Annotated in this window: 19 protein-coding genes; 10 read left to right on the plus strand and 9 right to left on the minus strand. The window is 63.1% G+C overall.

Annotated features, from left to right (window positions below; translation table 11 throughout):
* Positions 1–205 precede the first annotated feature (205 nt).
* The 3 genes from KF708_01615 to KF708_01625 all read left to right on the plus strand — a co-directional run bounded on the left by KF708_01615 (position 206) and on the right by KF708_01625 (position 3,376).
* Positions 206–1,447 carry an MFS transporter gene (locus tag KF708_01615; protein ID MBX3411385.1) on the plus strand — a complete coding sequence of 414 codons (1,242 nt, stop codon included), beginning with the start codon at positions 206–208 and terminating at the stop codon, positions 1,445–1,447.
* Positions 1,448–1,522: 75 nt separating this feature from the next.
* A complete protein-coding gene (locus KF708_01620) occupies positions 1,523–2,272 on the plus strand; it encodes a phosphocholine cytidylyltransferase family protein (protein ID MBX3411386.1) in 750 nt (249 codons plus the stop codon).
* 36 nt (positions 2,273–2,308) lie between these two features.
* Complete coding sequence (locus tag KF708_01625; protein ID MBX3411387.1) at positions 2,309–3,376, plus strand: cobalamin-independent methionine synthase II family protein; 1,068 nt, start codon at positions 2,309–2,311, stop codon at positions 3,374–3,376.
* A 782-nt stretch (positions 3,377–4,158) separates the two neighbouring features.
* Here KF708_01625 and KF708_01630 read toward each other — a convergent pair.
* The 3 genes from KF708_01630 to KF708_01640 form a co-directional block, all read right to left on the minus strand.
* Positions 4,159–5,181 carry a haloacid dehalogenase-like hydrolase gene (locus KF708_01630; protein MBX3411388.1) on the minus strand — a complete coding sequence of 341 codons (1,023 nt, stop codon included), beginning with the start codon at positions 5,179–5,181 and terminating at the stop codon, positions 4,159–4,161.
* Positions 5,182–5,237: 56 nt separating this feature from the next.
* Positions 5,238–5,867: a hydrolase gene (locus KF708_01635; protein ID MBX3411389.1), complete on the minus strand. Its 630-nt coding sequence runs from the start codon at positions 5,865–5,867 to the stop codon at positions 5,238–5,240.
* A 150-nt stretch (positions 5,868–6,017) separates the two neighbouring features.
* A complete protein-coding gene (locus tag KF708_01640; GenBank protein MBX3411390.1) occupies positions 6,018–8,438 on the minus strand; it encodes a transporter substrate-binding protein in 2,421 nt (806 codons plus the stop codon).
* A gap of 230 nt (positions 8,439–8,668) precedes the next feature.
* Here KF708_01640 and KF708_01645 point away from each other — a divergent pair, with 230 nt between their 5' ends.
* Entirely contained in the window at positions 8,669–9,418 is a 750-nt protein-coding gene (locus KF708_01645; protein ID MBX3411391.1) for a hypothetical protein, read from the plus strand.
* Positions 9,419–9,463: 45 nt separating this feature from the next.
* Here the strand turns inward: KF708_01645 and nadA are convergent, their stop codons facing one another.
* Entirely contained in the window at positions 9,464–10,606 is a 1,143-nt protein-coding gene (nadA, locus tag KF708_01650; protein ID MBX3411392.1) for a quinolinate synthase NadA, read from the minus strand.
* Between the two features lie 388 nt (positions 10,607–10,994).
* Between nadA and KF708_01655 the strand changes: the two genes are divergently transcribed.
* Positions 10,995–11,900, plus strand: a complete 906-nt coding sequence (locus KF708_01655; GenBank protein MBX3411393.1) for a FliM/FliN family flagellar motor switch protein — start codon at positions 10,995–10,997, stop codon at positions 11,898–11,900.
* A 117-nt stretch (positions 11,901–12,017) separates the two neighbouring features.
* On the plus strand, positions 12,018–12,182 hold the full coding sequence (locus KF708_01660; GenBank protein MBX3411394.1) for a hypothetical protein: 165 nt from the start codon (positions 12,018–12,020) through the stop codon (positions 12,180–12,182).
* Between the two features lie 42 nt (positions 12,183–12,224).
* On the opposite strand, the gene KF708_01665 is transcribed toward KF708_01660, so the two are convergent.
* A complete protein-coding gene (locus KF708_01665) occupies positions 12,225–12,788 on the minus strand; it encodes an elongation factor P (protein ID MBX3411395.1) in 564 nt (187 codons plus the stop codon).
* 325 nt (positions 12,789–13,113) lie between these two features.
* On the opposite strand from KF708_01665, the gene KF708_01670 reads away from it, so the two are divergent.
* Positions 13,114–13,593: a hypothetical protein gene (locus tag KF708_01670; GenBank protein ID MBX3411396.1), complete on the plus strand. Its 480-nt coding sequence runs from the start codon at positions 13,114–13,116 to the stop codon at positions 13,591–13,593.
* Positions 13,594–13,619: 26 nt separating this feature from the next.
* Here the strand turns inward: KF708_01670 and KF708_01675 are convergent, their stop codons facing one another.
* Positions 13,620–16,349: a hypothetical protein gene (locus KF708_01675; protein ID MBX3411397.1), complete on the minus strand. Its 2,730-nt coding sequence runs from the start codon at positions 16,347–16,349 to the stop codon at positions 13,620–13,622.
* A gap of 142 nt (positions 16,350–16,491) precedes the next feature.
* Between KF708_01675 and KF708_01680 the strand changes: the two genes are divergently transcribed.
* Positions 16,492–16,674 (plus strand): CPXCG motif-containing cysteine-rich protein, encoded by a 183-nt coding sequence (locus KF708_01680; protein ID MBX3411398.1) that lies wholly within the window; start codon positions 16,492–16,494, stop codon positions 16,672–16,674.
* A gap of 84 nt (positions 16,675–16,758) precedes the next feature.
* Here KF708_01680 and KF708_01685 read toward each other — a convergent pair whose 3' ends face one another.
* Genes KF708_01685 through KF708_01695 form a run of 3 tightly spaced genes read right to left on the minus strand, consistent with a single transcriptional unit; the run spans position 16,759 to position 19,883 of the window.
* Positions 16,759–18,189 carry a sulfatase gene (locus tag KF708_01685; protein ID MBX3411399.1) on the minus strand — a complete coding sequence of 477 codons (1,431 nt, stop codon included), beginning with the start codon at positions 18,187–18,189 and terminating at the stop codon, positions 16,759–16,761.
* A 33-nt stretch (positions 18,190–18,222) separates the two neighbouring features.
* Positions 18,223–18,312: a DUF2585 family protein gene (locus tag KF708_01690; protein ID MBX3411400.1), complete on the minus strand. Its 90-nt coding sequence runs from the start codon at positions 18,310–18,312 to the stop codon at positions 18,223–18,225.
* Positions 18,291–19,883, minus strand: a complete 1,593-nt coding sequence (locus tag KF708_01695; protein ID MBX3411401.1) for an amidophosphoribosyltransferase — start codon at positions 19,881–19,883, stop codon at positions 18,291–18,293. The genes KF708_01690 and KF708_01695 overlap by 22 nt, the downstream gene beginning before the upstream one ends.
* A 267-nt stretch (positions 19,884–20,150) precedes the next feature.
* On the opposite strand from KF708_01695, the gene mutS reads away from it, so the two are divergent.
* Positions 20,151–22,766, plus strand: coding sequence for a DNA mismatch repair protein MutS (mutS, locus tag KF708_01700; protein ID MBX3411402.1), 2,616 nt, complete (start codon positions 20,151–20,153; stop codon positions 22,764–22,766).
* Positions 22,767–22,984: 218 nt separating this feature from the next.
* A complete protein-coding gene (locus KF708_01705; GenBank protein ID MBX3411403.1) occupies positions 22,985–23,815 on the plus strand; it encodes a hypothetical protein in 831 nt (276 codons plus the stop codon).
* The last annotated feature ends 26 nt before the right edge of the window (positions 23,816–23,841 follow it).

Below are 23,841 nucleotides of genomic sequence, written 5' to 3' on the forward strand. Positions count from 1 at the left end.
TCATTGGCAGCGTAGGGGTGAATAAGACCCCCGCCAGTGAACGATTCCAGTCGCAATTGCCGACTCGAATCGTTATCGTCGTGGGGTCTTGAGTTGCTTGCCTTGCCACCTGTTTTCTCTACCGCCGCGTCGCGTGAGTGTTGAATCCAAATCTACCGTCGGTTCGATCGGCACGTCGGATGCGCTGCGTGCTAAAGACGCTGACGTGCGCCAGGCCTCTGAGCAATCGATTGTCTGGACAATCTGGCTCGTCTATGGCGCGTTCTACTTTTGCCGCACGAATCTGGGAGTCGCGGCCGAGGCGATGAAGTTGCCAGTCCTCGATGGCGGACTGGGACTTACTGGCGAGCAGGTGGGCTGGATCCTGGCGTCGCTCAAGATCACCTACGGCGTGGGGCAGTTGCTCAACGGACAGATTGCCGAGTTCATCTCGCCGCGCAAGCTGCTGGCGATCGGCATGTTCGGCTCGGCCGCACTGAACGTGTGCTTCGGCTTCAGCACGGGCTTTTACTTTCTGCTCTTCCTTTGGGCGATGAACGGCTATTGCCAGTCCCTCGGCTGGCCTCCGTCAGTGCGCGTGATCGGCAATTGGGTGCCGGTTTCGGCGCGCGGCCGGGCGCTGGGCATCGTGGGGACGGGCTACCAGATCACGCTGGGGCTGACCTATTTCGTGGCGGGCATGTCGGTCTCCTACTTCGGCTGGCGCGGGGCCGTCTTCATCCCCGCTGCAATGCTGGCAGCGGTTGGGATGTTCATGCTCGTTGCTTTGCGCGATGCTCCCGAAGCGGGCGCCCACCGTGCGACCAGCCGCGTGATCGAGGCTCGCTCAGTTGGTTGGCAGACGGTCATGCTCACTTTCACCAATCCGGCGTTGTGGCTGCTTGGCTTCACGCTTGGACTGCTGAATGCCTGCCGGTACGGCTTCATCGATTGGGGCGTGGCCCATCTCACCAAGGTGCAGGGGGCGGAGATCAGCAAGGCGGCGCTGCAGTACGTCGTGCTGGCGATCGGCGCGGCGGCGGGCTCGTATCTTACCGGTTGGGCCACCGACCGTTTCTTCGGCGGGCGACGTGCGCCGGTGATGGTGGGGTTGCTCGTGCTCCTTGCGGCGCTCACGATCGCCTACGAATACGTCTCGCAGATCAGCGTGCCGGCGACCGTTTTTCTGTTGATGCTGATCGGGTTTTGTATCTTTGGTCCCCAGGTGTTGCTGGTCGGGACGGCGCCGGCCGATCTCGCGAAGCGCGGCACGCCCGCCGCCGCCGCGGGATTCGTCAACTTTCTGGGCTACATGGGAGCGAGCGCCGGTGATGTCATCACGGGGTATTTCACCGATATGAAAGATGGCTGGCAGACGGCGATCTATGTTTGGGCCGGTTGGGCCTTGCTCGCCGCCTGCCTGGCGGCCATCTTGTGGAACGCGGCGCCAGAACGAGAAGCCGCGTGAAGACGCAGTTCGATTTCAGCGGCGCGCGACAGACGTGCCGCTCTTTCACGTAACGACGAGGCAAAGACGAACCCCATGCAGGCGATCATCATCGGAGCGGGCCGCGGAGCCCGGCTCATGCCCACCACGGCCGACGCCCCGAAATGTTTTGCCGAGGTGGGAGGCAAGCGGATCCTCGATTGGGCGCTCGAGGCCTTTCGCCAGAACGGCCTCGAGCGGATCGCCTTCATCGGCGGCTACCAGATCGAGAAGGTGAAGGCGGCTTATCCGGAACTCGAGTTCCGCCACAACCGCGAGTGGGAGAAGAACAACATCCTCGCCTCGCTCTTTACGGCCGAGGACCTCATGGCGGAGGGATTCATTTGTTCGTATTCCGACATTCTCTACACGCCGCGCGTCATCGAGCGTGTGCTGGCCAGCCGCGACGATCTTTCGCTGGTGGTCGACACCGATTGGTCGGCACGCTACACCGATCGCACGGAGCATCCGCCCGACGACGCCGAGAAAGTCACGGTGAAGAACGGCGCGGTGACGCGCGTCCATCGGGCCATACCTTCCGAGGAAGCGCACGGCGAGTACATCGGCGTGATGAAGGTGACCGCCGCCGGAGCGGCTCGCTTGCGCGAGGCGTACCATCGGGCCCGCGCGCAGTTTGCCGGCAAACCGTATCGCGAGGCGGCCTTGTTCGAGAAAGCCTACTTGATCCAGCTTCTGCAAGAGATGGTCGAGGCCGGCGAGCGTTTCGCGCACGTCGACACGCCGGGCGAGTATATCGAGATCGATACGCAGCAGGATTTCGACTACGCCCGGCGAAACTGGAAATAGCAGGCGCGACGAGCGCGTCTTCAAGAAAGCGGAACGATGAGCAGCAAGCTACTGTTTCCCACTTCGGTCGTCGGTTCGATGCCGCGGCCGGACTATGTGAAGGATCTGATCAACGACGAGGCGGCCACCTCGACCGAAGAGTATCCGCGCTTGATGCGGGCCGCGGTCGAAAGCGTCGTCGCCCTGCAGGAGTGCGCGGGACTCGACGTGCTGACGGACGGCGAATGGTGGCGCAAGAGCTACATCGGCGTGATTGCCGAGTTGGCACACGGCTTCGAGTTGGGGCGCAATCCGGCCGATGGCCGTCCCTGGACGATCGTCGTCGATCGTTTATCGCCCAAACAGCCCGGTTTCATCGCTCAGGAGGTCAAGCTCGTCAAGCAGCTCACCAAGCGGGAGATTAAGGCCACGCTCCCCTCGCCGGCGCTCTTGGGCGAGCGGATGTGGGACTCCGAGCGCAGCGCGAAGGCCTATCCCACGCGCGAGGCGTTCGTCCGCGATTGCGTGCCGATCCTGCGGCGCGAGCTGGAACTGCTGCGCGACGAGGGGGTCTCGATCGTGCAGATCGACGACCCGCACTTGTGCCTCTTTGTCGATGACAGCGTGCGCAAGCAATACGACGACGCCGACCGCGCGGCCGACTTCGACGTGGAGATGGTCAACCAGTTGGTCGACGGCGTCTCGGGCGTGCGGCTGGCGGTGCATCTCTGCCGCCGCGCCGGGGCTCGCGTGCGGGGCGAGGCGCAGTTCCGCGGTGGCTACGACCCGATCATCGCACAGCTTAACCGGCTCAATGTGCATCACCTGACGATGGAGTTCACCGCCCCGGGCGCCGGCGACATGGCGGTCTTTCGGCAGTTGCGCGAGGATCTGGAAATCGGCCTGGGTTGCATGAGCTGCGAGCCGGGACAGGTCGATTCAGCCGATGCGATCTTCGGCCGTGTCGAGATGGCGCTCCAGCACGTCGCGCCGGAGCGGATCACGCTCAATCCCGACTGCGGCTTCGCACCAGGCTCGGCGGCCGTGGTGAGCATCGACGAGGTCTATCGCAAGCTCAAGAACGAAGTGGAAGCGGCGCGACGTCTGCGCGAGAAATACGGTTAGTCGAAGGTCTTCGACCGCGGGAAGCAGCCCGTCAAGATATCGAATCGGCAATGTGCTCCGCTACAGCCGGCACAACCCCTACAGCCGGACTGGGCCGTGGCAAGGAAGTAGGTCTGCCGCGGCCTATTTGTAGCGGCTAGAGGGATCGCGCCGATGATGCAGTTGCCGGCCTGGATTCCCGGTAGCCGATCGCTTATCGCCCGACCGAAGGGTGCCGAATCGTGGAAATGGACCGCCTGATGCCCCGTTGCTCGCAACAAGACACCCTGTGTCGCGCGACCCTGATAATGGCCGTCCTGCTGACGCTGCTGGGGCCACGAACGTCGTTCGGCGTCGATGGCGCGAGGCCTGCGACGTCGTGTTGCCAGACTTGCTACCTGCCGAGCGAGCAATGCTGCTGCCCGGATAGCTACTGTCCGAAACCCTTTCCTTGCGTAAAGTGGCAGACGCTCTGTTGTCCCGATTGCTATTGCTCGAAGCCGTTGCCGAAGGTCTGCTGGCAGCCGCTCTGCTGCCCCGACAACTACTGCTGCAAGCCATTTCCTGACTTGTGCTACGGACCGGTGGCGAATTGCATTTGCGGACCGTGCGATCGGCCACACGCTCCGCCACCTTGCGCGACAAAGCTGCCCTGTGGCGACGCGATCGCCAAGTCCGAGCCCGCCGCGTCAACAGGGGTGGCAAGCACGACTGGCGTGAAGAGGCCATCGACGAAGCCAGCGGCAGCGACCGCCTCGTCGCGCGTGATGCGGATGACCGTGCGGTAACGCGCGCAGACGGCACTACGGAACGCTCTGGGCGGATGTGGGTTTTTCCCAGGGGTAGATGACCCGCCAGTCCTGCTTCATGTCGACGACGTGCCAGCCGCGCTCGGGGGCCTCGTCGAGGGCGCGCTTCAAGCGACCGATCGCTGAATCGCGGTCGTAGGCCCATTCGCGCTCGGCATCGGTGTGATGCACGATCAGGCCGAAGCGCGGTCCCGCGCCCGCGGTGGTCCAGCGGAGCATCTCATAGTCGCCGTCCGAATTGCCGAAGGCCGCGATCGGACGATGCCCGATGTGCTGATGAATGCCGACAGGCTTGCCGGGGCCATCGTCGATAAAGTTGATCGCCGGCAGGCGAAACAACTGGGGCACGTCGTTCTGCAAGCGGAATTCGACCTTGGCCGTGCTGCCGACGACGTGTTCGGGCGGAATACCGTAGACGCGCCCCGTCCAGGGGCGCATGAAGTCGATGCCGCCTCCGGAGACGATGAACGTCTTGAAGCCGCTTGCGCGCAGGAATTCGAGCAGCTCGAGCATCGGCTGAAAGACGAGCTCGGTATAGGGTCGATCGAAGCGCGGATGCCGCGCCGTGGCCAGCCACGCTTCGACGATCTGGCGAAAGTCGTCGGTCGTCATACCGGTGTGGGTGGCCATCATCATGGCCGTGAGCCCTTTTTCGCCGCCGGCGAGCATGCCCTTGACGTTTCCCTCGAGCGCCGACTTGAAGGGTTCCTGTGTCTTCCATTCGGGATGCTGCGGCGCCAATCCGCGAACGCGGTAAAGAGCGAACTCGAATTGGAAGTAGATCGGCATCTCCGACCAGAGGGTGCCGTCGTTATCGAAGGTGGCAATACGATCCGACGGCGCGACGTAGTCCGGCCCCCCTTCGCGCGTCACGCGCGCCACGAAGTCGAGTATCGCCTGCTTGCGCGGGCTCTCGTTCCACGAGAGGAGCGGCTGTTGCGCCATGCCGCGCGTGAACTGGATTGCGAGCACGAGCAGACAGAAGATCACGATCAACTTGAGCTGAGAAGGACGCATGCTTCACCTTGGTTGTCGATCCGAGCGACGGCGTTGCCAACCGATCGGGCCGGCGCTCAGCTTTTGGCGTGGGCATTGTAACTGGTGATCAGGTTGCGATACGCCGGCAGGTGATTCGAGAAGAGGTTCGCGAGCCCCTCGATGTCGTTGCGCCAATCGCGATGCAATTCGCACGCGACGCCAAACCAACTCATGAGTTGGCAGCCGGCGGCCTGCATGCGGGCCCAGGCGGCGTTGCGGGTCGTGAGATTGAACGTGCCCGAGGCGTCGGTGACGACGAAGACCTCGTATCCCTCTTCGATCGCCGAGAGAGCCGGAAACGCGACGCAGACCTCGGTGACGACCCCCGCGAGGATCAATTGCTTCTTGCCCGTTGCCTTCACGGCGCGGACGAAGTCTTCGTTGTCCCAGGCGTTGATGTTGCCGGGGCGCGCGATGTAGGGGACGTCGGGGAAGAGAGCTTTCAGTTCGGGGACGAGCGGTCCATTTGGACCGCTTTCGAAGCTCGTCGTGAGAATCGTGGGCAGTTGGAAATACTTGGCTAGGTCCGCCAGCGCCAAAACGTTGTTCTTGAAATCGTCGGGCGAGAAATCACCCACAATGTTGCACAGGCCCGACTGATGGTCGACCAGCAACACGGCGGCATCCGATTTATCGAGACGGCGGTACTTGAACGTGGCGGACATGACAGCTCCTCGATGGCGGCGAATGTTCCGGTAGAAAAACGAGAGACCAGACTGGAAAGTGTAACGGCAGAGGGTTGGCGCAGGCGAGTAGCCGACACGCATTCCGCGGGAGTATTTCGCCTGGCTGCTGCCGCAAACTCATCGAGGGCATCAAGGGCTCGCGCTGCGCGCGCCGGGCGCCATGGCCGGCGCCCCCCAACTTTTGTTCCAGCCGTTGTAGAGATCTTGCAGAAAGGCCTTCCATTCGACCGAGCGTCGCGATTCGGGAAAGGGATTCGGCGCGAGCGGCGCAGCGCCGCTCCACACGATCGAACATTCGCCGTCGGGTTGAATCTGGCCGACGAGGGGGGTCTTGTAGGTGTGTTGCGTATCGGGATCGAGACGTAATTCGCCCGCCGGCGTCATCACTCGCACCGTCAACATGGTGCGGCGGACACGCTTGGGATCAAGGCTTTGTGCATCCTCGACTGCTGCGGCCCAAAGAAGCACGCTCGCATAGGCCGATTCCATGGCATCGGTGATGGCCCGCTGCGGAAAACGACGGTGAAACCGCTCGACAAACGACTTGTTGTCGGGCGTGTCGAGCGAATCGAAGTAGGTCCAGGCGGCATAGTCGCCGGCGATCTCCGGCGTCGTCAGGCTGCGCATGCCTTGCTCGTCGAGACTGAACGATAGCGTGGGAATCTGCTCGGACGTGATTCCCGCTTCGCGCAGCTCGCGGAAGAACGCGATGTTGGAATCGCCGTTAATCAGGTTCAAGATCATGTCGGGCTGCGCCGCGCGGATCGCCTCGACGAGGGGCTCCGTATGGGGGCTGCCCAGCGGCAGGAATTCGGCGCCGACGACCTCGGCCCCCAGCATCTTCAAGTGATCTTTGATGACCTCGGTCGCAGCCCGGGGAAACAGATAGTCGGAGCCGACGATGAAAAACTTCCGCTGGCCGAGCTTTTCTACAGCCCAATCGAGCGCGGGCAGGATCTGCTGATTCGGCGCGGCGCCCAAGTAGACGATGTTCGGCGACGTCTCGAGCCCTTCGTACTGCAGCGGGTAGAGGAGCAGATGGTCGTGCTCCTCGACGATCGGCTTGACCGCTTTACGACTAGCCGATGTCCAGCAGCCGAAGATGGCGACGACTTTTTCCTGTGTGATGAGCCTCTCTGTTTCGGACGCGAATCGTCCCCAATCGGAACCGCCATCGACGACGATCGGTTGAATCGGACGGCCGAGCAGGCCTCCGCGGGCGTTTACTTCGTCGATGGCCATGAGTGTTGTGTCGACCACCGCCGTGGCGCTGGTGGCTAGCGTCCCGGTCATCGAATGGATGATGCCGACCTTGATGGGCTCCTCCGTCAGGGCCGCGGCGTCAGCGGCGGCGTTGCTCGCTTCCATCCCCATCTGCCACAGAATGAATCCTCCACCAACGAGCAGGGCGAGTAGGATGCCCACGCTGGCAAAGATCATCGCGCGGCGCGAGCGCGTTGCCGCCGCCGGCTGTGTGGAAACAGGCGTCACGTTTGCCAAGTGAGGGGCTGTGGCCGTCATCGTGGTGACTAGCGCCGCGTTCGGCCCCGATTCGCTCGGTAGCACCATCTGCGCCTGACCAGACAGCGTCGCGTAGAGGGCCTGCAAGTCGGCGATCATCTCGGCCACCGACTGGTAGCGATCGTCCGGCGATTTGGCCATCGCGCGGGCCACGATCCGCGCGCACGCCTGGGGGATCGTGGAATCGTGATCGCAGGGATTGGGGATCGGCCCATGACAGTGGCTGAACATGAGCTGCGGGACGCTGTCGGTCTCTTCGTACGGTTGTTTGCCGGTGAGCAGGCAGTAATACGAGGCGCCGAGCGAGTAGATATCGGTCCGCGGGTCGAGCGGCTTGCCCATGCACTGCTCGGGGCTCATGAAGTAGGGCGTGCCGAGCACCGAACCGGTCTGCGTGATGTGGCGCGACGTATTGGCCAGCGACTTGGCCAGGCCGAAATCGGTGACCTTGATCGTACCGTCGGCGGCCCGCATGAAGTTTGCCGGCTTGATGTCGCGATGGATCACCCCCGCGGCATGAGCGGCGGCGACCCCCTGGCAAGCGTCGATGATGGCCCGCGTGGCGTTCAGGACGGATCGCGCACCGCTCTGCTCGATCTCGGTGTCGAGGCTTCCCCCCTCGAGCAACTCCATGACGATGTAATAGCGCGGGGCGTCGTGACAGATCTCGTAGACCGCTGTCACGTTCGGGTGGCTGAGCTTGCCGGCGGCGCGGGCCTCGGCCATGAATCGCTGCGTAGCCGTTTCGTCGGTCGTCAGATGCTCGGCCAGAAGCTTGACGGCGACGTCGCGCTCGATCATCGGATCGTGCGCTCGATAGACGACCCCCATGCCCCCCTGTCCGACGATGGAGCGGATTTCGTATTTGCCGAGCTTCTGGCCGATCAGCGACTGCGGCGACTCGCGACGTGGCGAGGGATGTTGGGGGGTCGCGGGATCCGTTTGGAAGGCCGTCTCGGCCAGGGTCTCGTGCGGCTTTTTCTCTTGCGACTTTACGGCCTGCAGTGGGTCACTTTCTCCGGCGGACATCCGTAACTCCAGGACAGGCAGTAGAGTTGCTCGAGATGCAAGGCGAGCAAGCAGGCGCCACAAAGGCAACTATCCGTTTTTACGCGTTACCAGTCAAACTGGCTCGAAGGGGCGGCCAAAGCCTTTGCCCGCCTTGATTTCGCAGGCTCAATCGAGCAAAATGCCGGCTTCACGTTTGCCGGCCCCCGCAAGTGGTGGCCAGGTCAGTGTTTCGGCCGGTTTCGGGAGCGATGTGGACGATGGTCTTCGAGCAGATCGAGCAGCTCAAGCAGCAGTACACCGACAAGTACGTCGTCGTCGATGCGACACGCCCGGAATTGGCGCGTTTTCGCGACCGCACGGGGCAGGTGAAGACGGTCAACATGAGTGGCCGTGCCCTGGTGCAGTTCGACGGGGGGGACAACAACATCGGCTGGTTCGACATTGGGCTCGATTTTCTGAAGGTGGTCGACAAGCCGTTGCCGAAGGTCGCCGAGGAAAAGCCCGCTCGTGAGACCAAGCCCGCCGCCCCGGCCAAGTCGGCCGGTTCTGCCGCTCACGCTCCGGTTGGGGCCAAGAAGCCTTCGGTGGCCGAGATGGCACGCTCCGGGGGCGCTGCCAAGCAGAGCACGGCCGACATTCTCGCCGCCGCGCGAGGCAAGGCAGCCGCTCCCAAGGCCGAGGCCGTCAAGGCAGAAGCACCGGCCGCTGCGCCGAAGCCCGCGGCTGCAACCGCTCCGAAAGGCAAGCTCAGCACGGCGGATATCCTGGCAGCCGCTCGCGGCAAGGCGGTTGCCACGGCAGCCCCCGCGGCACCGGCCAAGCCTGCTCCCGCGCCGGAACCAGAACCTGCACCAGTCGAAGAGCCGGTAGCCGAAACGGCCGTGGAAGAGGCGCCCGCTCCCGTGCCGGCCGCCGCACCTGCCAAGGCCGCCAAGGGAAGCCTGCCGAAGGCCACGCCCGAGATCATCGCCTGGTGCCGCGACCACGACACCAAGTAATCTGCCGCCGCGATCGGGCGGCGTCCGTCTGCGAGCTGCGCGACGTTAGCGCACTTCGAGCATGCGCTCAAGTGCCACGAGCGACCACTTGGCCACATCGGGGTCGACCTCGATCACGTTCACGGGATGGCCGGCCGCCAGATTTTCGAGCGACCAGCAGAGGTGCGCGAGATCGATGCGGTACATCGTGGCGCACATGCACACGACCGGCGACAGGAAGTCGATGTGCTGCTCCGAGTGCTCCTGCTTGAGGCGGTTCACCAGGTGCAGCTCGGTGCCGATGGCCCAACGCGTGCCCGGCGCGGCGTGCTCGACTTCGCGAATGATCTTGCCGGTCGAGCCGATCACGTCAGCCCGATCGACCACTTCCATCGTGCATTCGGGATGCACGAGGATCTTGATCTCGGGGTATTTCGCGCGAAACGCGTCGACGTGCTGCGGCTGAAACATCTGGTGGACGCTGCAATGCCCACGCCAGAGTAAGACGCGACTCTCGCGCAGCACGTCTTCGGTGTTGCCCCCGAGTTCCTGCCGCGGGTTCCAAACGGGCATCTGCTCGAGCGGAATGCCCATCGCGCGGGCCGTGTTGCGTCCCAAGTGCTGATCGGGAAAGAACAGCACGCGGCGCGTCCGCTGAAAGGCCCAATCGAGCACGGCCCGCGCGTTGCTCGACGTGCAGACAATGCCGCCGTGGCGGCCACAGAAGGCCTTCAGGCTGGCGGCCGAATTGATGTACGTGACCGGGGTAATGTCCGCGGTATCGACCACCTCGCCCAACTCTTGCCAGCAGGTCTCGACCTCTTCGATGGCGGCCATGTCGGCCATCGAGCAGCCGGCGGCCATGTCGGGCAGCACCACCGTCACGCGCTCGCCGTGGCGCTCCTGGAGCTTGGCCGGACGATTGGCCAGGATGTCGGCCGTCTCGGCCATGAAGTGGACGCCGCAAAAGACGATCGCACGGCACTCGCTGTTGGCCGCCGCCATCTGGCTGAGCTGATAGCTATCGCCTCGCAGGTCGGAAAGGGCGATGACCTCATCCTGTTGGTAGTGATGCCCCAGAATCAACAGGCGTGGCCCCATCTCGGCACGCACGCGATTGATGCGCTCGGCCAGGGTGGCATTGTCGAGCGAGCGAAAGGGGGCCAGCTCGAGGCGGACCGGGTCGATCACGGGCAACGAAGTGCTCATGCGCGGGTTTGCTCCCAATTGGAACGTTGAACGAGCTTGCGGAAGACCAGTTTCCCCACTTCGCGCCCTCGCCGTGCTTTTACAAGAGCAGTATAGCGGCACGGTGGCTGGGCGGCAGGGAGACGGCACCCCACGTCGCTGCCTATCGGTTGGCGTAACTATTGACCTGGAAACGAAAAATATTCACCGAGCATTGCTATCGCCTGCAATAGCAGCACGCAGCAACAACACAATCTGGGTAAAGATTGCGGGCCCACCTGGCTGATAATAGGGAAGACTACGCGCCGTCTCCACGAGGGCCCCGGTGCGCGTCCGAAGGTTATTCCCAGACGACACTACACTGCATTCTATCGGGCTGGGCCAGGATCGAACCGACGAACGAGCGGCAATGCCAGATCTTAGCACGATCAGCGCAGGGCAAATCATCGCGGCGAGCGAGGCTCACACCGCGGAGATCGCCTCGTGCCTCGAACCGCTCCTGGGGGGCCTGGTCACTTTGGCGGCCAGCGAACCGAGCAAATTGGCCACGGAGGCCGCCAGCAACGATTTGGCGGGGCCCGGCCTGGTGTTGCTCTTTTGCCATCAGAACATGGCGGCCGTGGCCCTCCTGCCGGCGTCGTCGGGACTGTTGCCCGAGTGGGTCGCCGCGCTCGATGCCAAAGGTAGCGAGCGACTGCAAAGCCTGGCCCGCGATCTCAGCGGGCTGTTGTTTCCGCCCGAGTGCGAGCCCTCGGAAGTGGCGGCGGCCTATGTCGAATCTTTGAACGATACTCTGGAGCGGGCGTCGATCGAGCACGAAGCCTCGCTCGTCCCGTTCACGCTGACCAGGGCCGACGGTGTCGCGGGCACGCTACGCTTCGTTTGGCCCGTGACGCGCGTCGAGACGGTCTACGGCGCGATCGGCATCACGCGTCAGCGCGGCGAGGCCATCGAGGTGGCCCCGGTGGCCGATCGTGCCGAGGACCGATCGCCGGCCGCGGGTCGCCGGCGCAGGGAGACTTCGCAAAACGTCGCGGTAGAAGATCTGCCGCCGTATGCCCGCAGTCTGCTGAAAATCGACGTGCCGGTGATGGTCAACCTGGCCAGCAAGCGCCAGGCGGTCGGGCGCATCCTGGAATTGGGCGTGGGCGCGATTATTCAATTCGACAAGTTGTGCGACGAACCGCTCGATCTTTACGTTGGCAACCAACGCGTGGCGCAGGGCGAGGCCGTCAAGGTCGGCGAGAAGTTCGGCATTCGCATTACGACTATCGCGCTTCCCGACGAACGATTCGAACGCGTGCAGCCGAGCTAACGGCGATGCGTCTTCCCCCGCAAGGTGCTTGACCGCGCGCGAGTTCCACGCTTAGCTGGAAGGATTCGCTCGCGCTGTGGCGAGCAAGATTCCATCTGCGTGTAGGAGAATCGCTCCGTGACCGTGCTGCATACCGGTTCGACCAAGAAGTTCGCCGATGGCTGGGATGGCATTTTCGGCAAGGGGAAGTCGGCCCCCTCGAAGACCAAGGCCACGGCCAGCAAGAAGATGGCCAAAAAACTGGCCAGCAAGAAGGCGCCGGCGCGTGCCAAGAAGAAATAGCACCCGCATGGCGCTCGCCGGTGGTCGGGCCCGAATGTACGCCTAGGCCCGCGACAGGAACTCGGCGGTCCGCGTGTCGATCTTGATGAGTTCCCCCTCGCCGAGATACTCGGGCACGTTCACGACGAGCCCTGTTTCGAGCGTTGCGGGCTTGGTGCGTCCCGTGGCCGAATTGCCTTTGACGCCGGGATCGCACTGGGTGACCTTGAGGACGACGGTCTGCGGCACTTCGACGCCGATGCATTCGTCGTTGTAGATCAACGCCATCACGCCTTCGAGCTCTTCGGTCAGAAACTGTGCTTCCTCGGCCACGTCTTCGACCGGCAACGAATATTGGTTGTAATCCTGCTGGTCGAGGAAGTGGCGGTGCGTGGCATCGGCGTACATGTACTTGACCGGCCGCCGCGCGAAATCGGCCACGTCGAGCGACTCGCCCCCTTTGAGCGTGATATCGACCTTTTGCTTCGTCCGCAGGTTCCACGTGCGGAACTTGTAGAGGGTTGCCGCACCGCGCGCCGAGGGGCTTTGCACATTCAGCGATTTCACCAAGCAGGGGTCGTTCTGGTAGACCACGAGCTGTCCTGGCTTGATTTCCTTGGCGATCATGTCGGTATGCGTTCCTCTGTGCTACTTATTCACCCCTGCGCTGCCAATGAACCAGGGCGACCAACGCGAGCCCGGCCAGCGTGCCGGCGATCAAGACATTCGGGCTCACTTGCCGCGCAGCCATCAATAAGCCGCCGCTCGGCGAAACGGGCAGGATAGACCATGCCCCGTCGGGCTGACAAGCCGGGCTTTTCCCAGGCGACAGCTCCCTTTTTCGACTGGGGCGGTTAATGCTCGCCCGGAACTGCGGTTCAAGCGTCGGACCTCGCACTCGAGAGGCGTCCGGCGCGAAACCATGCCTGGGCTAAGGGGGAGGGAGACCGCGATGGGTGCCGAATATTCAGTTCCGAGCAGGCGTGCGACCAGAGGACGTCGCCGATGGCGGACCACCGTCGTCAAGCTGCTGCTGTTGTCCCTGCTCGTCGTGGGGATTTCCATCTGGCGATATGGGATTCCGCTCGCCGAACGCGCCATCGGCACGCTGGGCGGATTATTCGCGGCTTTCGCCGCCGGCGCCGGAAATGCCATGAACGACGGCATTGATGAGGTTTACTTGATCCTCCGCGACGATGTCTGGGTCAGGGAGCGTCTCGGTGGACCGATAGCCTTTCCACCGTTCGACGAGATCCAATGGAGCCAGCCCGTCGAAAACGGCGAGCTTCCCTTCTCCTTTGCCATTTATGGCTCACGTGCGGCAGGCGAAGTCCGCGGCCGCTTGCGCATTGAACAAGACCGTAGCAAGGTCGTCGGGCTAACGGTATCCGACAGCACCCAATCGCATCTCATACTCCCGATCTTCCGCTGATCGGAAGCGAGGAAAGCTTGGCACGTTCAAGGCGATCGCACCGCTTTGAGCTGCCCGGTCACGTAGCGCAGGTGTCCCACGAGCCGAGACTGCGATGGGTTCAGCAAGTTCCGCGCAATGACCTCCTGGAGTAGTCTGCGGGCATCGACTGATCCATTGTGTGCCACGACGAAATCAAGGATGGTAATGCGTCTGCGTAAAGGGACCTCCTGCAATTGCTTCAGCAGCGCATCGAGCTGTGCTGGCTCGAGAGGGCTTTTTTCGATGTCTCGTACAATCGCCCAGCAATTGTCGCCATACGCCGCGATGGCCTCTGCCGCCTGCAACCGCTCTTCTGCTCGATCTGAAGTTAATCCTTGGACAAGTGACTGAAGTTGTGCTTGCTCGGCGTCGAGCGGCGCGAGCAGCTTCGGTCGAAGATGAGGCAACACGGCATCGCCACCCGCACGCAGGGTTTCTAATAGGTCGTCGCGATGTGTGTAAAAATCGAGGTAGTGATACTGCATCCCGCCGAGTTCTTCGTACAGATCCTGGATTTGCTCCGCGGTAAGGGGCAGTGGTTCTGTTCTCAAGTCGGAAATCGTTTGCGACAGGTCGAACACGATTGCCGTTCGGTCGGGAAGGCTTGCTCCGAGCAACTGGGAGTCGGGCGAGAATGTCAACTGGCGAGCTTTGACGTCGAACTGGTGTGTGACGCGTCCCGATTCCACCTCCCAAACATGAATCAAGTCGCGGTACGCTCCTACCATGCCGTGTCGTGCGACGATACCGGCAATGCGTTTACCGTCGGGAGAGAAGCACACCGGGCCTACGCCCGCTGTTGCAAGGGGGCCTCGTAGCGTGCAGTGATGCTTCTTCTTGCCCCAATCCCAAATTTGTACTTCATCGCGGTGAGAACCACAGGCCATCCATTTGCCATCGCGTGAAAACGCAGCCGGAACGATGCTGAGAAGCCCGGGCGCCGCGGCGATCTCTTCCAGCAGTTTCCCACTCGTCGAGTCGTATACTTCCAGCCTCGCTTCCGTGCGGTTTCCCTCGAGTGGAATGGATCGCCCCACGGCCAATACGCTGCCGTCCGGAGTCAATGCCAGCGTCAGGTAAGGAAGACGCGTGATCGGCATTTCGAGGCGAAGTGTTCCCTCGGGCATGTTCCAGGTTCGAACAAGGCCATCGGGCGAAACGGATGGTCTCCGTCGCGTGTAGGAAGCGAACGTGCTTCCATCCGCGGACCAGCAATGCTGTTCGGTGGTGCCTCCTTCAAAGAGACTGGCTTCGGACTCGCGGAATCCGGCCATTGGCTTGATCTCGCTGGTTTCGAGGTTCATGAGCTCGAAGTTTGTATCCAGGTCAAAAACGCACCAGCGAGCATCGGGTGAGAGGGATGCTCGGTAGCCTGGGCGTTTGTCGCGGGGATTTACCTCGGGCCAGGAGCGCCTCAGGCCGCCCTGCGGTAGCTCCCATTGGTGTACTTGCTCGGCTGCTGTCGCTGTCAAAATCGTTTTGCTGTCTGGCGCGAACGCGATCGATCGGATCTCTTCCTGGGTCGGAGGGCCGGGGTGGTCGATCGACTCGCTGGATTGTTCTTCTCCGGTGTCGGCATCGAAGCGACGGATGCGCCCTTCCCAATCACCGGTGACGATTTCGTTGCTCGTAGGCGACATGCAGACGACTCGCGCGCTGATGTCGAGTTGACTGAGGAGGTCGCCATCGGCGACATGCCAGGCGGTAACGTTATACGCGGGACCTACCGCAGCCAAACGCGTTCCGTCAGGGGATAGGGCCACCGATGTGCCGTAGCTGAAGGAATTCTTCGGCACCAGCGTGACGAGTCGCTGCTTGCGCACGACGTCCCAGACGAACAATCCATCGCCCCGAATAAAGTGGCGCGGATGGCCCGACAGGACACAGGCCAGCCGTTTGCCGTCGGCTGAAAAACTCATCGCCGTGACCCCGAGCGGGGCGGTCTCGAATTGCTGCAGAAGCTTCTTGTCCGTGGTGCCGTAGATTCGCACGGTGCCGTCGGCCGTGCTCACGGCGAACGCCGACCCTCGGGGGGCCACGATCAGCGATTGAATTTGAGAGCGTTGTCCTTGTTCATTCGCTGGTATCTCCAAACGATGCACTTCACGTCCCGTGGAGACGTCCCAGAATTGGATGGTGCCATCGGGGGCGCCGCTGATAATGTGGGATCCATCTGCAAAAAAAGCCGCGTAGGTCCGGCGACCGTACATCGAGTTCGGGTAAGGAGCCGTGCGGAGCAAGTGACGGCACCGACCGGTCTCCAAGTCCCACACGCGGACCGTGCGATCTCGATTGCTGCCAGAGGCCAACCACTTGCCATCCGGCGAGAAGGCCAACGAGGCACTGCCGCTCAGGTCATCGTGAAACACGTGTAGTGATTGCAGCGTTGGCAACTGCCGCACGATGACCGGGGCACCTTGCTCGAAGCCACTCGTCGCGACGCGACGGCCATCGGGAGAAATCGCCATGGTTACGATCGGGCTTCCCTGGCGAAAAGCAGCCCTGCCGAGCCGGGCAATCGCCCCGCGAGGAAGATCTTGGTCTGCCCGCAATAAGTCACCGGCTCGCTCGAACTCCGCTTCTCGGACCTGAATGGTCGGGGCGGACCAAGCTTGCGCAGTGCAGATCGCTTTCCCGCCAAGCAAAAGCGCCACCAGCGCGAAGAGCCCTGAGGAATTCATCGCGTGACGCAAAGACAGGCCGGAGGCCACCGTACAAAAAGATGGGGCAAACACGCTCTCGTCCTCTCGCGTGGATGTTTCGATCGACGAGGTTACTCCCTGGCTGTATTGTGCTCGATCTCTCGGTACGATGCCAATGTCGGGCCGGACGTAAGACAAACAAAAATTTTTCGAGATAGGGGCCCTTCGCAGGAACATGCAAGACGAAGCCCGCTACCTCTGCCATGCGTGCGGCGAGGAGATTGTCGTGCCGGTCGATCTTTCGCAGGGGGCCAGCCAGGAGTATGTCGAAGACTGCCCGGTCTGCTGCCGTCCGAACGTGATTCACGTCGAGGTGGACGACGACGGCAACGCCTCCGTGTGGGCAGAGCCGGAGTAAAAAACTCCGCCCGGCCCGGCGTGCGTTCTACGTTCGGCAAGAGTCGCGGCGTTACTCGATCGAAGCGCTGGCTTCGGCCGGTTGCTAGTCTTGCTTCGTGCGCTTCTTCTTCGTCTGTGCCGGTTGCACATTGTCGTTCGAGGTCGGCATCGGGGCGCCGATCGCTTCGCGCCAGGCCACGAGCATCTGGTGCAGTTCACGGACACGCTCGGGCTCATCTTTCGCGAGATCGTGCGCTTCGCTCACATCATCGTTCAGGCGATAGAGCTCGAGCCGGCCATCTTCGAGAAATTCCATCAGCTTCCAGTCGCCCTCGCGCACGACGCTCACGGGCAGCGTGCGCCACGAATCCTGGCCGGCTCCCAGGTAGCCTGGAAAGTGCCAGAATAGTGGCTTGCGCGGCGCGGCGTCGCTCGCCTTGCCGAGCAGTAGGTCGGCGTAGCTGGTGCCGTCGAGGGTGTAGTCTTCAGGCTCGCGCACGCCAGCCAGGGCCAGCAGCGTGGGGTAGAGGTCGACGCTGTTGATCGGTGTGGCGTTGGTGGTGCCGGGGCCGATATGGCCGGGCCAGGAGTAAATATACGGCACGCGAATGCCCCCTTCGTAGAGCATGCCTTTGCCGCCGCGCAGGGGCGCGTTGTCGGTAATGTCGCCTGCCTTTTTGACTCCAGCGCGCACGTATCCCCCGACGCCGCCATTGTCGCTCGAAAAAATGACGATAGTGTTGTCGGTGAGTCCCAACTCTTCGAGCGTCGCTCGGACACGCCCCACGCTCTTGTCGAGGCTCGAGATCATGGCGGCATAGACGGGAGAAGAATGTCCCCCTGCCGCTGGCTTGCCGCGGAAATGCGCGATCTCGTCCTTCTTGGCTTCGTGGGGGCCGTGTACGGCAAAGTGAGGCAGATAGAGAAAGAAGGGCTGGTCCTTGTGGCGGCGAATGAAATTCGTCGCCTGGAAGGTGAGAAAGTCGGCCAGGTAAGTGCCGGGCGGATAGGGTGTCTTCGGATCGGTCTTGAACGCGAAGTGTTGTCCTTGCGAGGCGATCGCCTCGTCGAAGCCGCGCCGGCTGGGGTGTTCCTCGGGCTTGCTGCCCAGGTGCCACTTGCCGAACATACCGGTGGCATAACCAGCCTTTTTGAGCGCTTCGGCGATGGTGACCTTGTCGAGCGGTAGCCCGGTCACGTTATCGACCGGCCGCAAGGGGCGGCTCTTCCAGTCGAAGCGATCGATCGAACCGACCGTATAGACGCCGGTGCGCGGGCCATACTGCCCACTCATCAGCGTGGCGCGAGTCGGTTGGCAATTCGGTCCACAGGTGTAGCCCTGGGTGAAGCGCATGCCATCGGCCGCCAGGCGATCGATATTGGGCGTCTCGTAGTAGCCCGACCCGTAGCAGGCGAGATCGGTGTAGCCGAGATCGTCGGCGAGAATGAAGACGATGTTCGGCCGGTCGGCCGCGTGGGTTGCGGACGTGGCAGCCAGCAGCAGGGCGAAGAGCATCCAGGAAAACGAACGCATGGCGAGATCTCCCGCAGCAACCGGCAGGGCCGTTCAGTGGCTCGACGTTTGCCACTGCTTGATGGCCTTGCTGGGGCTGACGAGCATGAGGATGTTGAGCGTTAGGAAGCGTCGGCGTCGCATGTGGTTCGCTTCAATTCGTAGGTTCGCTGTTGCACATTGCGACGCGCATTCCCCAAGGCCACCTGGTAAAGTTCCTGTCCGCACGCCGTGGGATACTCGCCCGTGATGCAGGCTTGGCAGAGTTGATCGCTGTCGTAGCCGATGGCGCGCGCGATCGACTCGACGGGCAGATAGCGGAGTGAGTCGGCCCCCAGGGCGGTCGCCATCTCTTCCTCGATAGCCGGCGACATCGTCCCTTCGCGCAGGAACTTCGGCGCAAAGAGCTCGTTGATCGTCGACATGTCGATGCCGTAGAAGCAGGGGGCCACGATCGGCGGGCAGGCCACACGGACGTGGATCTCGCGAGCGTGCCCCAACTCGCGGATGCGCGAGAGGAGCACCTTCATCGTCGTCGAGCGGACGATCGAATCCTCGACCAGAATCACCTTCTTGCCTTCGAGCACTTCGCGGAGGGGCGTGTACTTGGTTTCGGCCTTGTTGCGGCGGCTGGCCCCCCCCTCGATGAAGGTGCGGCCCGCGTAGCGGTTGCGAATCAGACCTTCGCGAGAGGGGACTCCCAGCTTGTAGGCCATGGCGTCCGCGGCGGCCTTGCTCGTGTCGGGGACCGGCACGACGATCGTATCTTCGTCGATGGGCAACGTCTCGAGCCGAGCCATCTCCTCGCCGAGCGCCGTGCGCGAAAGGTAGACGCTACGATTGTCGAGCGTGCTGGCCACGTTGGCAAAGTAGATCCATTCGAAGAAACAGTGCGCCCGGCCCGTCTGGGACGCGAAACGCTCGATTTCGAAACGCCCCTCGGTGATCGAAATGGCCTGCCCCGGCAGCAGCGACTTGATGTTCTCGGGGGAGAAGCCCAGGTTCAAAAGCGCGACGCTTTCGCTGGCCGCGGCAAAGAGCGGGCCTTCCAGGGCATAGCACAAGGGCTTGATGCCGAGCGGATCGCGCACGACGAGCATATCGCCCAGCGAGTTCAACAGCACGAGCGAGTAGGCGCCGTCGAATTTCTGCGCGACGCTGCGCCAGACTTCGACCAGCGTTGGCCGCCTGTCTCCCGACAGTTCGCGGCTGATCTCGTGCATGATGATTTCGGTGTCGTTCTCGCGGGCGAGATGGTTATCGTTGTCGGCCAGCAGGCTTTCACGCAGCTCCATGTAGTTGGCCAACTGGCCATTGAAGGCAAAGCTGAACCACTTGTGCTTCTGCAGGTGGTGCCGTTCGAAGGGTTGCGCGTAGCTGCGGTCTTCGGCGCCGCAGGTGGCGTAGCGCACGTGGCCGATGGCCGCGCGGCCCGAGTATTCTTTCATCAGGTTTTCGTGCTTGCCGCGGTGGCTGAGCCGAAAGACCTCGCTGACGCTGCCCAGCTCTTTGTAGGTATCGATGAGCTGATTGCGTTCGGGATTGAAGCTGGTCATCCCGGCCGAGAGCTGGCCGCGATTCTGAATATCGAGCAACATCCGCGGCATGAGCCGCGAGGTTTGATTGACATCGCCGCCGGGCACGAGTGGGCTGACCTCGCGCCCCGGCAGGTGATAGAGTGCCGCGACGCCGCATTCGTGCTTCAGATCGCTCATCGACGGTCCTTGTGCCTCGCGGACTCGGTCCCAGATGGCTCGTGCAACCGCGCTGGCGCAGCTCGACGTCGACCCATCCTGGGCGTGGCGAGAGAGAGCGCTGCGTGCGATCGAGAGTGCCGACGCACTCATTCTAGAAGCGCGCGCGTTTCTTCACAATCCACTGCCCCCGTGCCGCGCCTAGACGCTTGAGTCTCCGCGCCACCATCTGTTAGCATGCCGCAGGCGCAACGACGCGCCACACAACGACTTGTCGCTTGGGCAACCATGTCCCTTTCTCCCATGATGCAGCAGTACGAGGACGCCAAGCAGGCGTGCCCCGACGCGCTGTTGCTCTTTCGGATGGGAGACTTTTACGAGCTCTTTTTCGAGGATGCCAAGACCGCGGCGCGGGTGCTGAATCTCGCCCTGACGAGCCGCGACAAAGGGGAAAACCCGGTCCCGATGGCCGGCTTTCCCTACCATCAGCTCGAAACCTATCTCGCGCGGCTCATTCAGGCCGGCCTGCGCGTCGCCATCTGCGAGCAGGTCGAGGATCCCAAGAAGGCCAAGGGGATCGTCAAACGCGAGGTGACGCGCGTCGTCACCGCCGGCACGCTCACCGACGACGCGCTGCTCGATCCGCGCGAAAGCAATTATCTTGCCTCGCTGGTACAAGTAGACGACGCGTGCGGGCTGGCGTGGGTCGATCTGTCGACGGGCCGCTTCCAGGCCACGACGGTGGCCACCGCGCGGCTGGCCGACGAGCTGGCCCGCATCGGCCCCGCCGAGTGCCTGCTGAGCGACGAAGCCGCCCCCCCGCCGGTCGGGCCGAATTCGACCGTGCTCGTCACGCGTCGGCCCGCCTGGGCCTTCGCCGTCGCTACGGCCAAGGAATCGCTCGCGCGACATTTTCGCACGCTGGCACTCGACGGGTTCGGCTTCGACGAGGATGCGGATCGGCACGGGCTGCGCGCGGCGGGGGCCATTCTCGACTACCTGCAAGAGACGCAGAAGACGGGCCTCGCGCACATCGATCGGCTGGTGCCCTATCGCGTGGGCACCCGGCTCGAGATCGACGAGGCAACGCGGCGCAGCCTCGAGATTGTCCGTACCATGCGCGACGGCCGCCGCGAAGGTTCGCTGCTCGGCGTGCTCGACCGCACGACGACCTCGATGGGGGCCCGGCTGCTGGCCGACTGGATCGCCAATCCGCTGACCGACACCACGGCCATCGACGAACGGCTCGATGCGGTGGCCGAGTTGGTGGCCGACGCTTCGCTCAACGACTCGCTGCGCGAAACGCTGGACGGCGTCTACGATGTCGAACGGCTGCTGGCCCGCGTAACGACGGGCCGCGCGACACCGCGCGATCTGTCCTTTCTGGGCAGGACGTTGCGCAAGCTGCCCCATTTGAAGGCAAAACTCGCGGCCCGCCAGAGCGCCTTGCTCTCGCGTCTGGAGGGAGAGCTGGATCTTTGCCCCGAGCTGCGCAGCAAGCTCGACGCCGCGCTCGAGGAGGACTGCCCGCTCGTCTCGCGCGAAGGGGGCTTCGTTCGAGAAGGTTACCGCACAGAACTCGACGAGCTGCGCTCACTGGCCACGGGGGGCAAGCAATGGATCGCGCAGTATCAGGCCGAAGAGATCGCGCGGACGGGAATCGCCAATCTCAAGGTCGGCTTCAATAAGGTCTTTGGCTACTATCTCGAAGTATCGCGTTCGCAGCACGACAAGGTGCCAGCCCATTACGTGCGCCGGCAGACGGTCAAGAATGCCGAACGCTACATTACCGACGAGTTGAAGCAGTACGAGGAAAAAGTCCTCACGGCCGACGAGCGCGCCAACGAGCTCGAGTACGAGATCTTTCTCGAGTTGCGCGAGCTCGTCGATTTCGCCGCACCGCGACTGCGCCAGGCGGCGGCCGTGTTGGCCGAACTCGACGTGCTCGCCGGGCTGGCCGATCTGGCACGCCGCCAGGGGTACTGTCGTCCGCGCGTCGTCGACGCGCCGGTGCTGAGTATCCGCGACGGCCGCCATCCCGTGCTCGATTGTACGGAGCCCACCGGCACGTTCGTGCCGAACGACGTGGTGATCGATGCCGTCGAGGCGGGCATGATGCTCATCACCGGGCCGAACATGGCGGGCAAGAGCACCTATATCCGTCAGGCCGCCCTGCTGACCTTGATGGCGCAGTGCGGCAGCTTCGTGCCGGCGCGCGAGGCCACGATCGGCGTGGCCGATCGCATCTTTGCCCGGGTGGGGGCGAGCGACGAGCTGTCGCGCGGGCGTAGCACGTTCATGGTCGAGATGACCGAGGCGGCGCGCATTCTGAACACCGCGACGCGGCGCAGCCTGGTGATTCTCGACGAGATCGGCCGCGGCACAAGCACCTACGACGGCGTCTCCCTTGCCTGGGCGGTGGTCGAGCATCTCCACGACCGCATCGGCTGCCGCACGCTCTTTGCCACGCATTATCACGAGCTGACCGATCTCGAGCGGACCCTCTCGGGGGTAAAGAATTTGAATGTGGCCGTGCGCGAGTGGGAAGAAGAGGTGGTCTTCCTGCACAAGATCGTCGAGGGAGCGGCCGACAAGAGTTATGGCATCCAGGTGGCCCGGCTGGCCGGCGTGCCGCGCGAAGTGATCGAGCGGGCCAAGCAGATCCTCTCGGAGTTGGAAGAGGAGCATCTCGACGGCGACGGCTCGCCGAAGATGGCCCGCCGTACCTCGAAGGGACGCGGCGCCCAGTATCAGCTCACCCTGTTCGGCCCCGTCGAGCATCCGTTGCTCGACAAGATCCGTGAACTCGACGTCAACCGCCTGACGCCGATCGAAGCCCTCTCAGCCATCCAGACCTGGCAGGCGGAGTTGACGGCAAGGCTGGATGGGAAGAAGCGGAAGTAGGGGGCAGGGGTCAGTGGACAGAGAACACTCGTCACTGACCCCTGACCCCTGACCCCTGACCCCCTGACCCCCTGACCCCCTGACCCCCTGACCACGTTTCCGCTTTTTTGCTTGGCTTCGCTCGGGCCGGTAATTAGCCTGAATCAGTGGTTTCGTCCTTGGCGGCGGGCCCAGGAACTAGAAGCAGTGCGAGGTGTGCGATGGCACGTCCGTGTGGAATGAGGAAACTGGTCGCCTTGACCTGTGCGGCGGCACTGGCGGTCGCGCCGCTGCTCTTGGTGGCGGCCGAGCGCAAGCCGAAGTCGGGCGAGTACAACCCGAAGCATAAGTCGGTCGAGCTCTTCTCGGCGATCGAGCAGGGAGATCTCGAAGTCGAGCTCATTCCGCGCGATTCGACGCAGGCGCGTCTGATGATCCACAACAAGACGGGCGAGGCGCTGAACGTGAAGCTGCCCGAGACGTTTGCCGGCGTGCAAGTGTTGGCGCAAATCGGTGGTGGTATCGGCGGAGGTGGCAACCGAGGTGGTGGTGGCGGTGGCGGACAAAGCTTTGGCGGAGGCATGGGGGGTGGCGGTTTCGGCGGTGGCGGCATGGGAGGTGGCGGCTTTGGCGGCGGACAGTTCAACGTCGCTCCGGAGCGCGTCGGTGAAGTGAAGGTCCGCTGTGTCTGCCTCGAGCACGGCAAGGACGAGCCTCGGCCGAAGATGCACTACGAGCTCCGTCCCCTCGACACGGTCAACGACGATCCTCGTCTCCGCGTCTTGATGCGGGAATTCGGCAAGGGGGAACTCGATCAGCGGGCCACGCAGGCGGCCGCCTGGCACATTGCCAATGGCATGAGCTGGGAGGAACTGGCGGCCAAGGAGATCAAACGCGCCAACGGGACGCGAGAGCCTTACTTCTCGCCGGAAGAGATGCAAACCGCCGTGCAGATGGCCACCGTTGCCGAACGCATCGCCAAGGAAGAAGAGGCGAACGAGCCGGAGAAGAGCCAGGGCGACGACCACGAATCGTCGGCCAGCCTGGGCGACGAACTGCCGAACGAATAGTCGTTCGAAATCTGGCGGTGCGTTCG

The organism is Pirellulales bacterium (genome assembly GCA_019636335.1).
Classification (GTDB): Bacteria; Planctomycetota; Planctomycetia; order Pirellulales; family JAEUIK01; genus JAHBXR01.

Coding starts and splice junctions, on each gene's coding strand:
- KF708_01620 (MBX3411386.1), top strand. CDS start 1,523: ATGCAGGCGATCATCATCGGAGCGGGCCGCGGAGCCCGGCTCATGCCC.
- KF708_01625 (MBX3411387.1), top strand. CDS start 2,309: ATGAGCAGCAAGCTACTGTTTCCCACTTCGGTCGTCGGTTCGATGCCG.
- KF708_01630 (MBX3411388.1), bottom strand. CDS start 5,181: ATGCGTCCTTCTCAGCTCAAGTTGATCGTGATCTTCTGTCTGCTCGTG.
- KF708_01635 (MBX3411389.1), bottom strand. CDS start 5,867: ATGTCCGCCACGTTCAAGTACCGCCGTCTCGATAAATCGGATGCCGCC.
- KF708_01640 (MBX3411390.1), bottom strand. CDS start 8,438: ATGTCCGCCGGAGAAAGTGACCCACTGCAGGCCGTAAAGTCGCAAGAG.
- KF708_01645 (MBX3411391.1), top strand. CDS start 8,669: ATGTGGACGATGGTCTTCGAGCAGATCGAGCAGCTCAAGCAGCAGTAC.
- nadA (MBX3411392.1), bottom strand. CDS start 10,606: ATGAGCACTTCGTTGCCCGTGATCGACCCGGTCCGCCTCGAGCTGGCC.
- KF708_01655 (MBX3411393.1), top strand. CDS start 10,995: ATGCCAGATCTTAGCACGATCAGCGCAGGGCAAATCATCGCGGCGAGC.
- KF708_01665 (MBX3411395.1), bottom strand. CDS start 12,788: ATGATCGCCAAGGAAATCAAGCCAGGACAGCTCGTGGTCTACCAGAAC.
- KF708_01670 (MBX3411396.1), top strand. CDS start 13,114: ATGGGTGCCGAATATTCAGTTCCGAGCAGGCGTGCGACCAGAGGACGT.
- KF708_01680 (MBX3411398.1), top strand. CDS start 16,492: ATGCAAGACGAAGCCCGCTACCTCTGCCATGCGTGCGGCGAGGAGATT.
- KF708_01685 (MBX3411399.1), bottom strand. CDS start 18,189: ATGCGTTCGTTTTCCTGGATGCTCTTCGCCCTGCTGCTGGCTGCCACG.
- KF708_01690 (MBX3411400.1), bottom strand. CDS start 18,312: ATGCGACGCCGACGCTTCCTAACGCTCAACATCCTCATGCTCGTCAGC.
- KF708_01695 (MBX3411401.1), bottom strand. CDS start 19,883: ATGAGCGATCTGAAGCACGAATGCGGCGTCGCGGCACTCTATCACCTG.
- mutS (MBX3411402.1), top strand. CDS start 20,151: ATGTCCCTTTCTCCCATGATGCAGCAGTACGAGGACGCCAAGCAGGCG.
- KF708_01705 (MBX3411403.1), top strand. CDS start 22,985: ATGAGGAAACTGGTCGCCTTGACCTGTGCGGCGGCACTGGCGGTCGCG.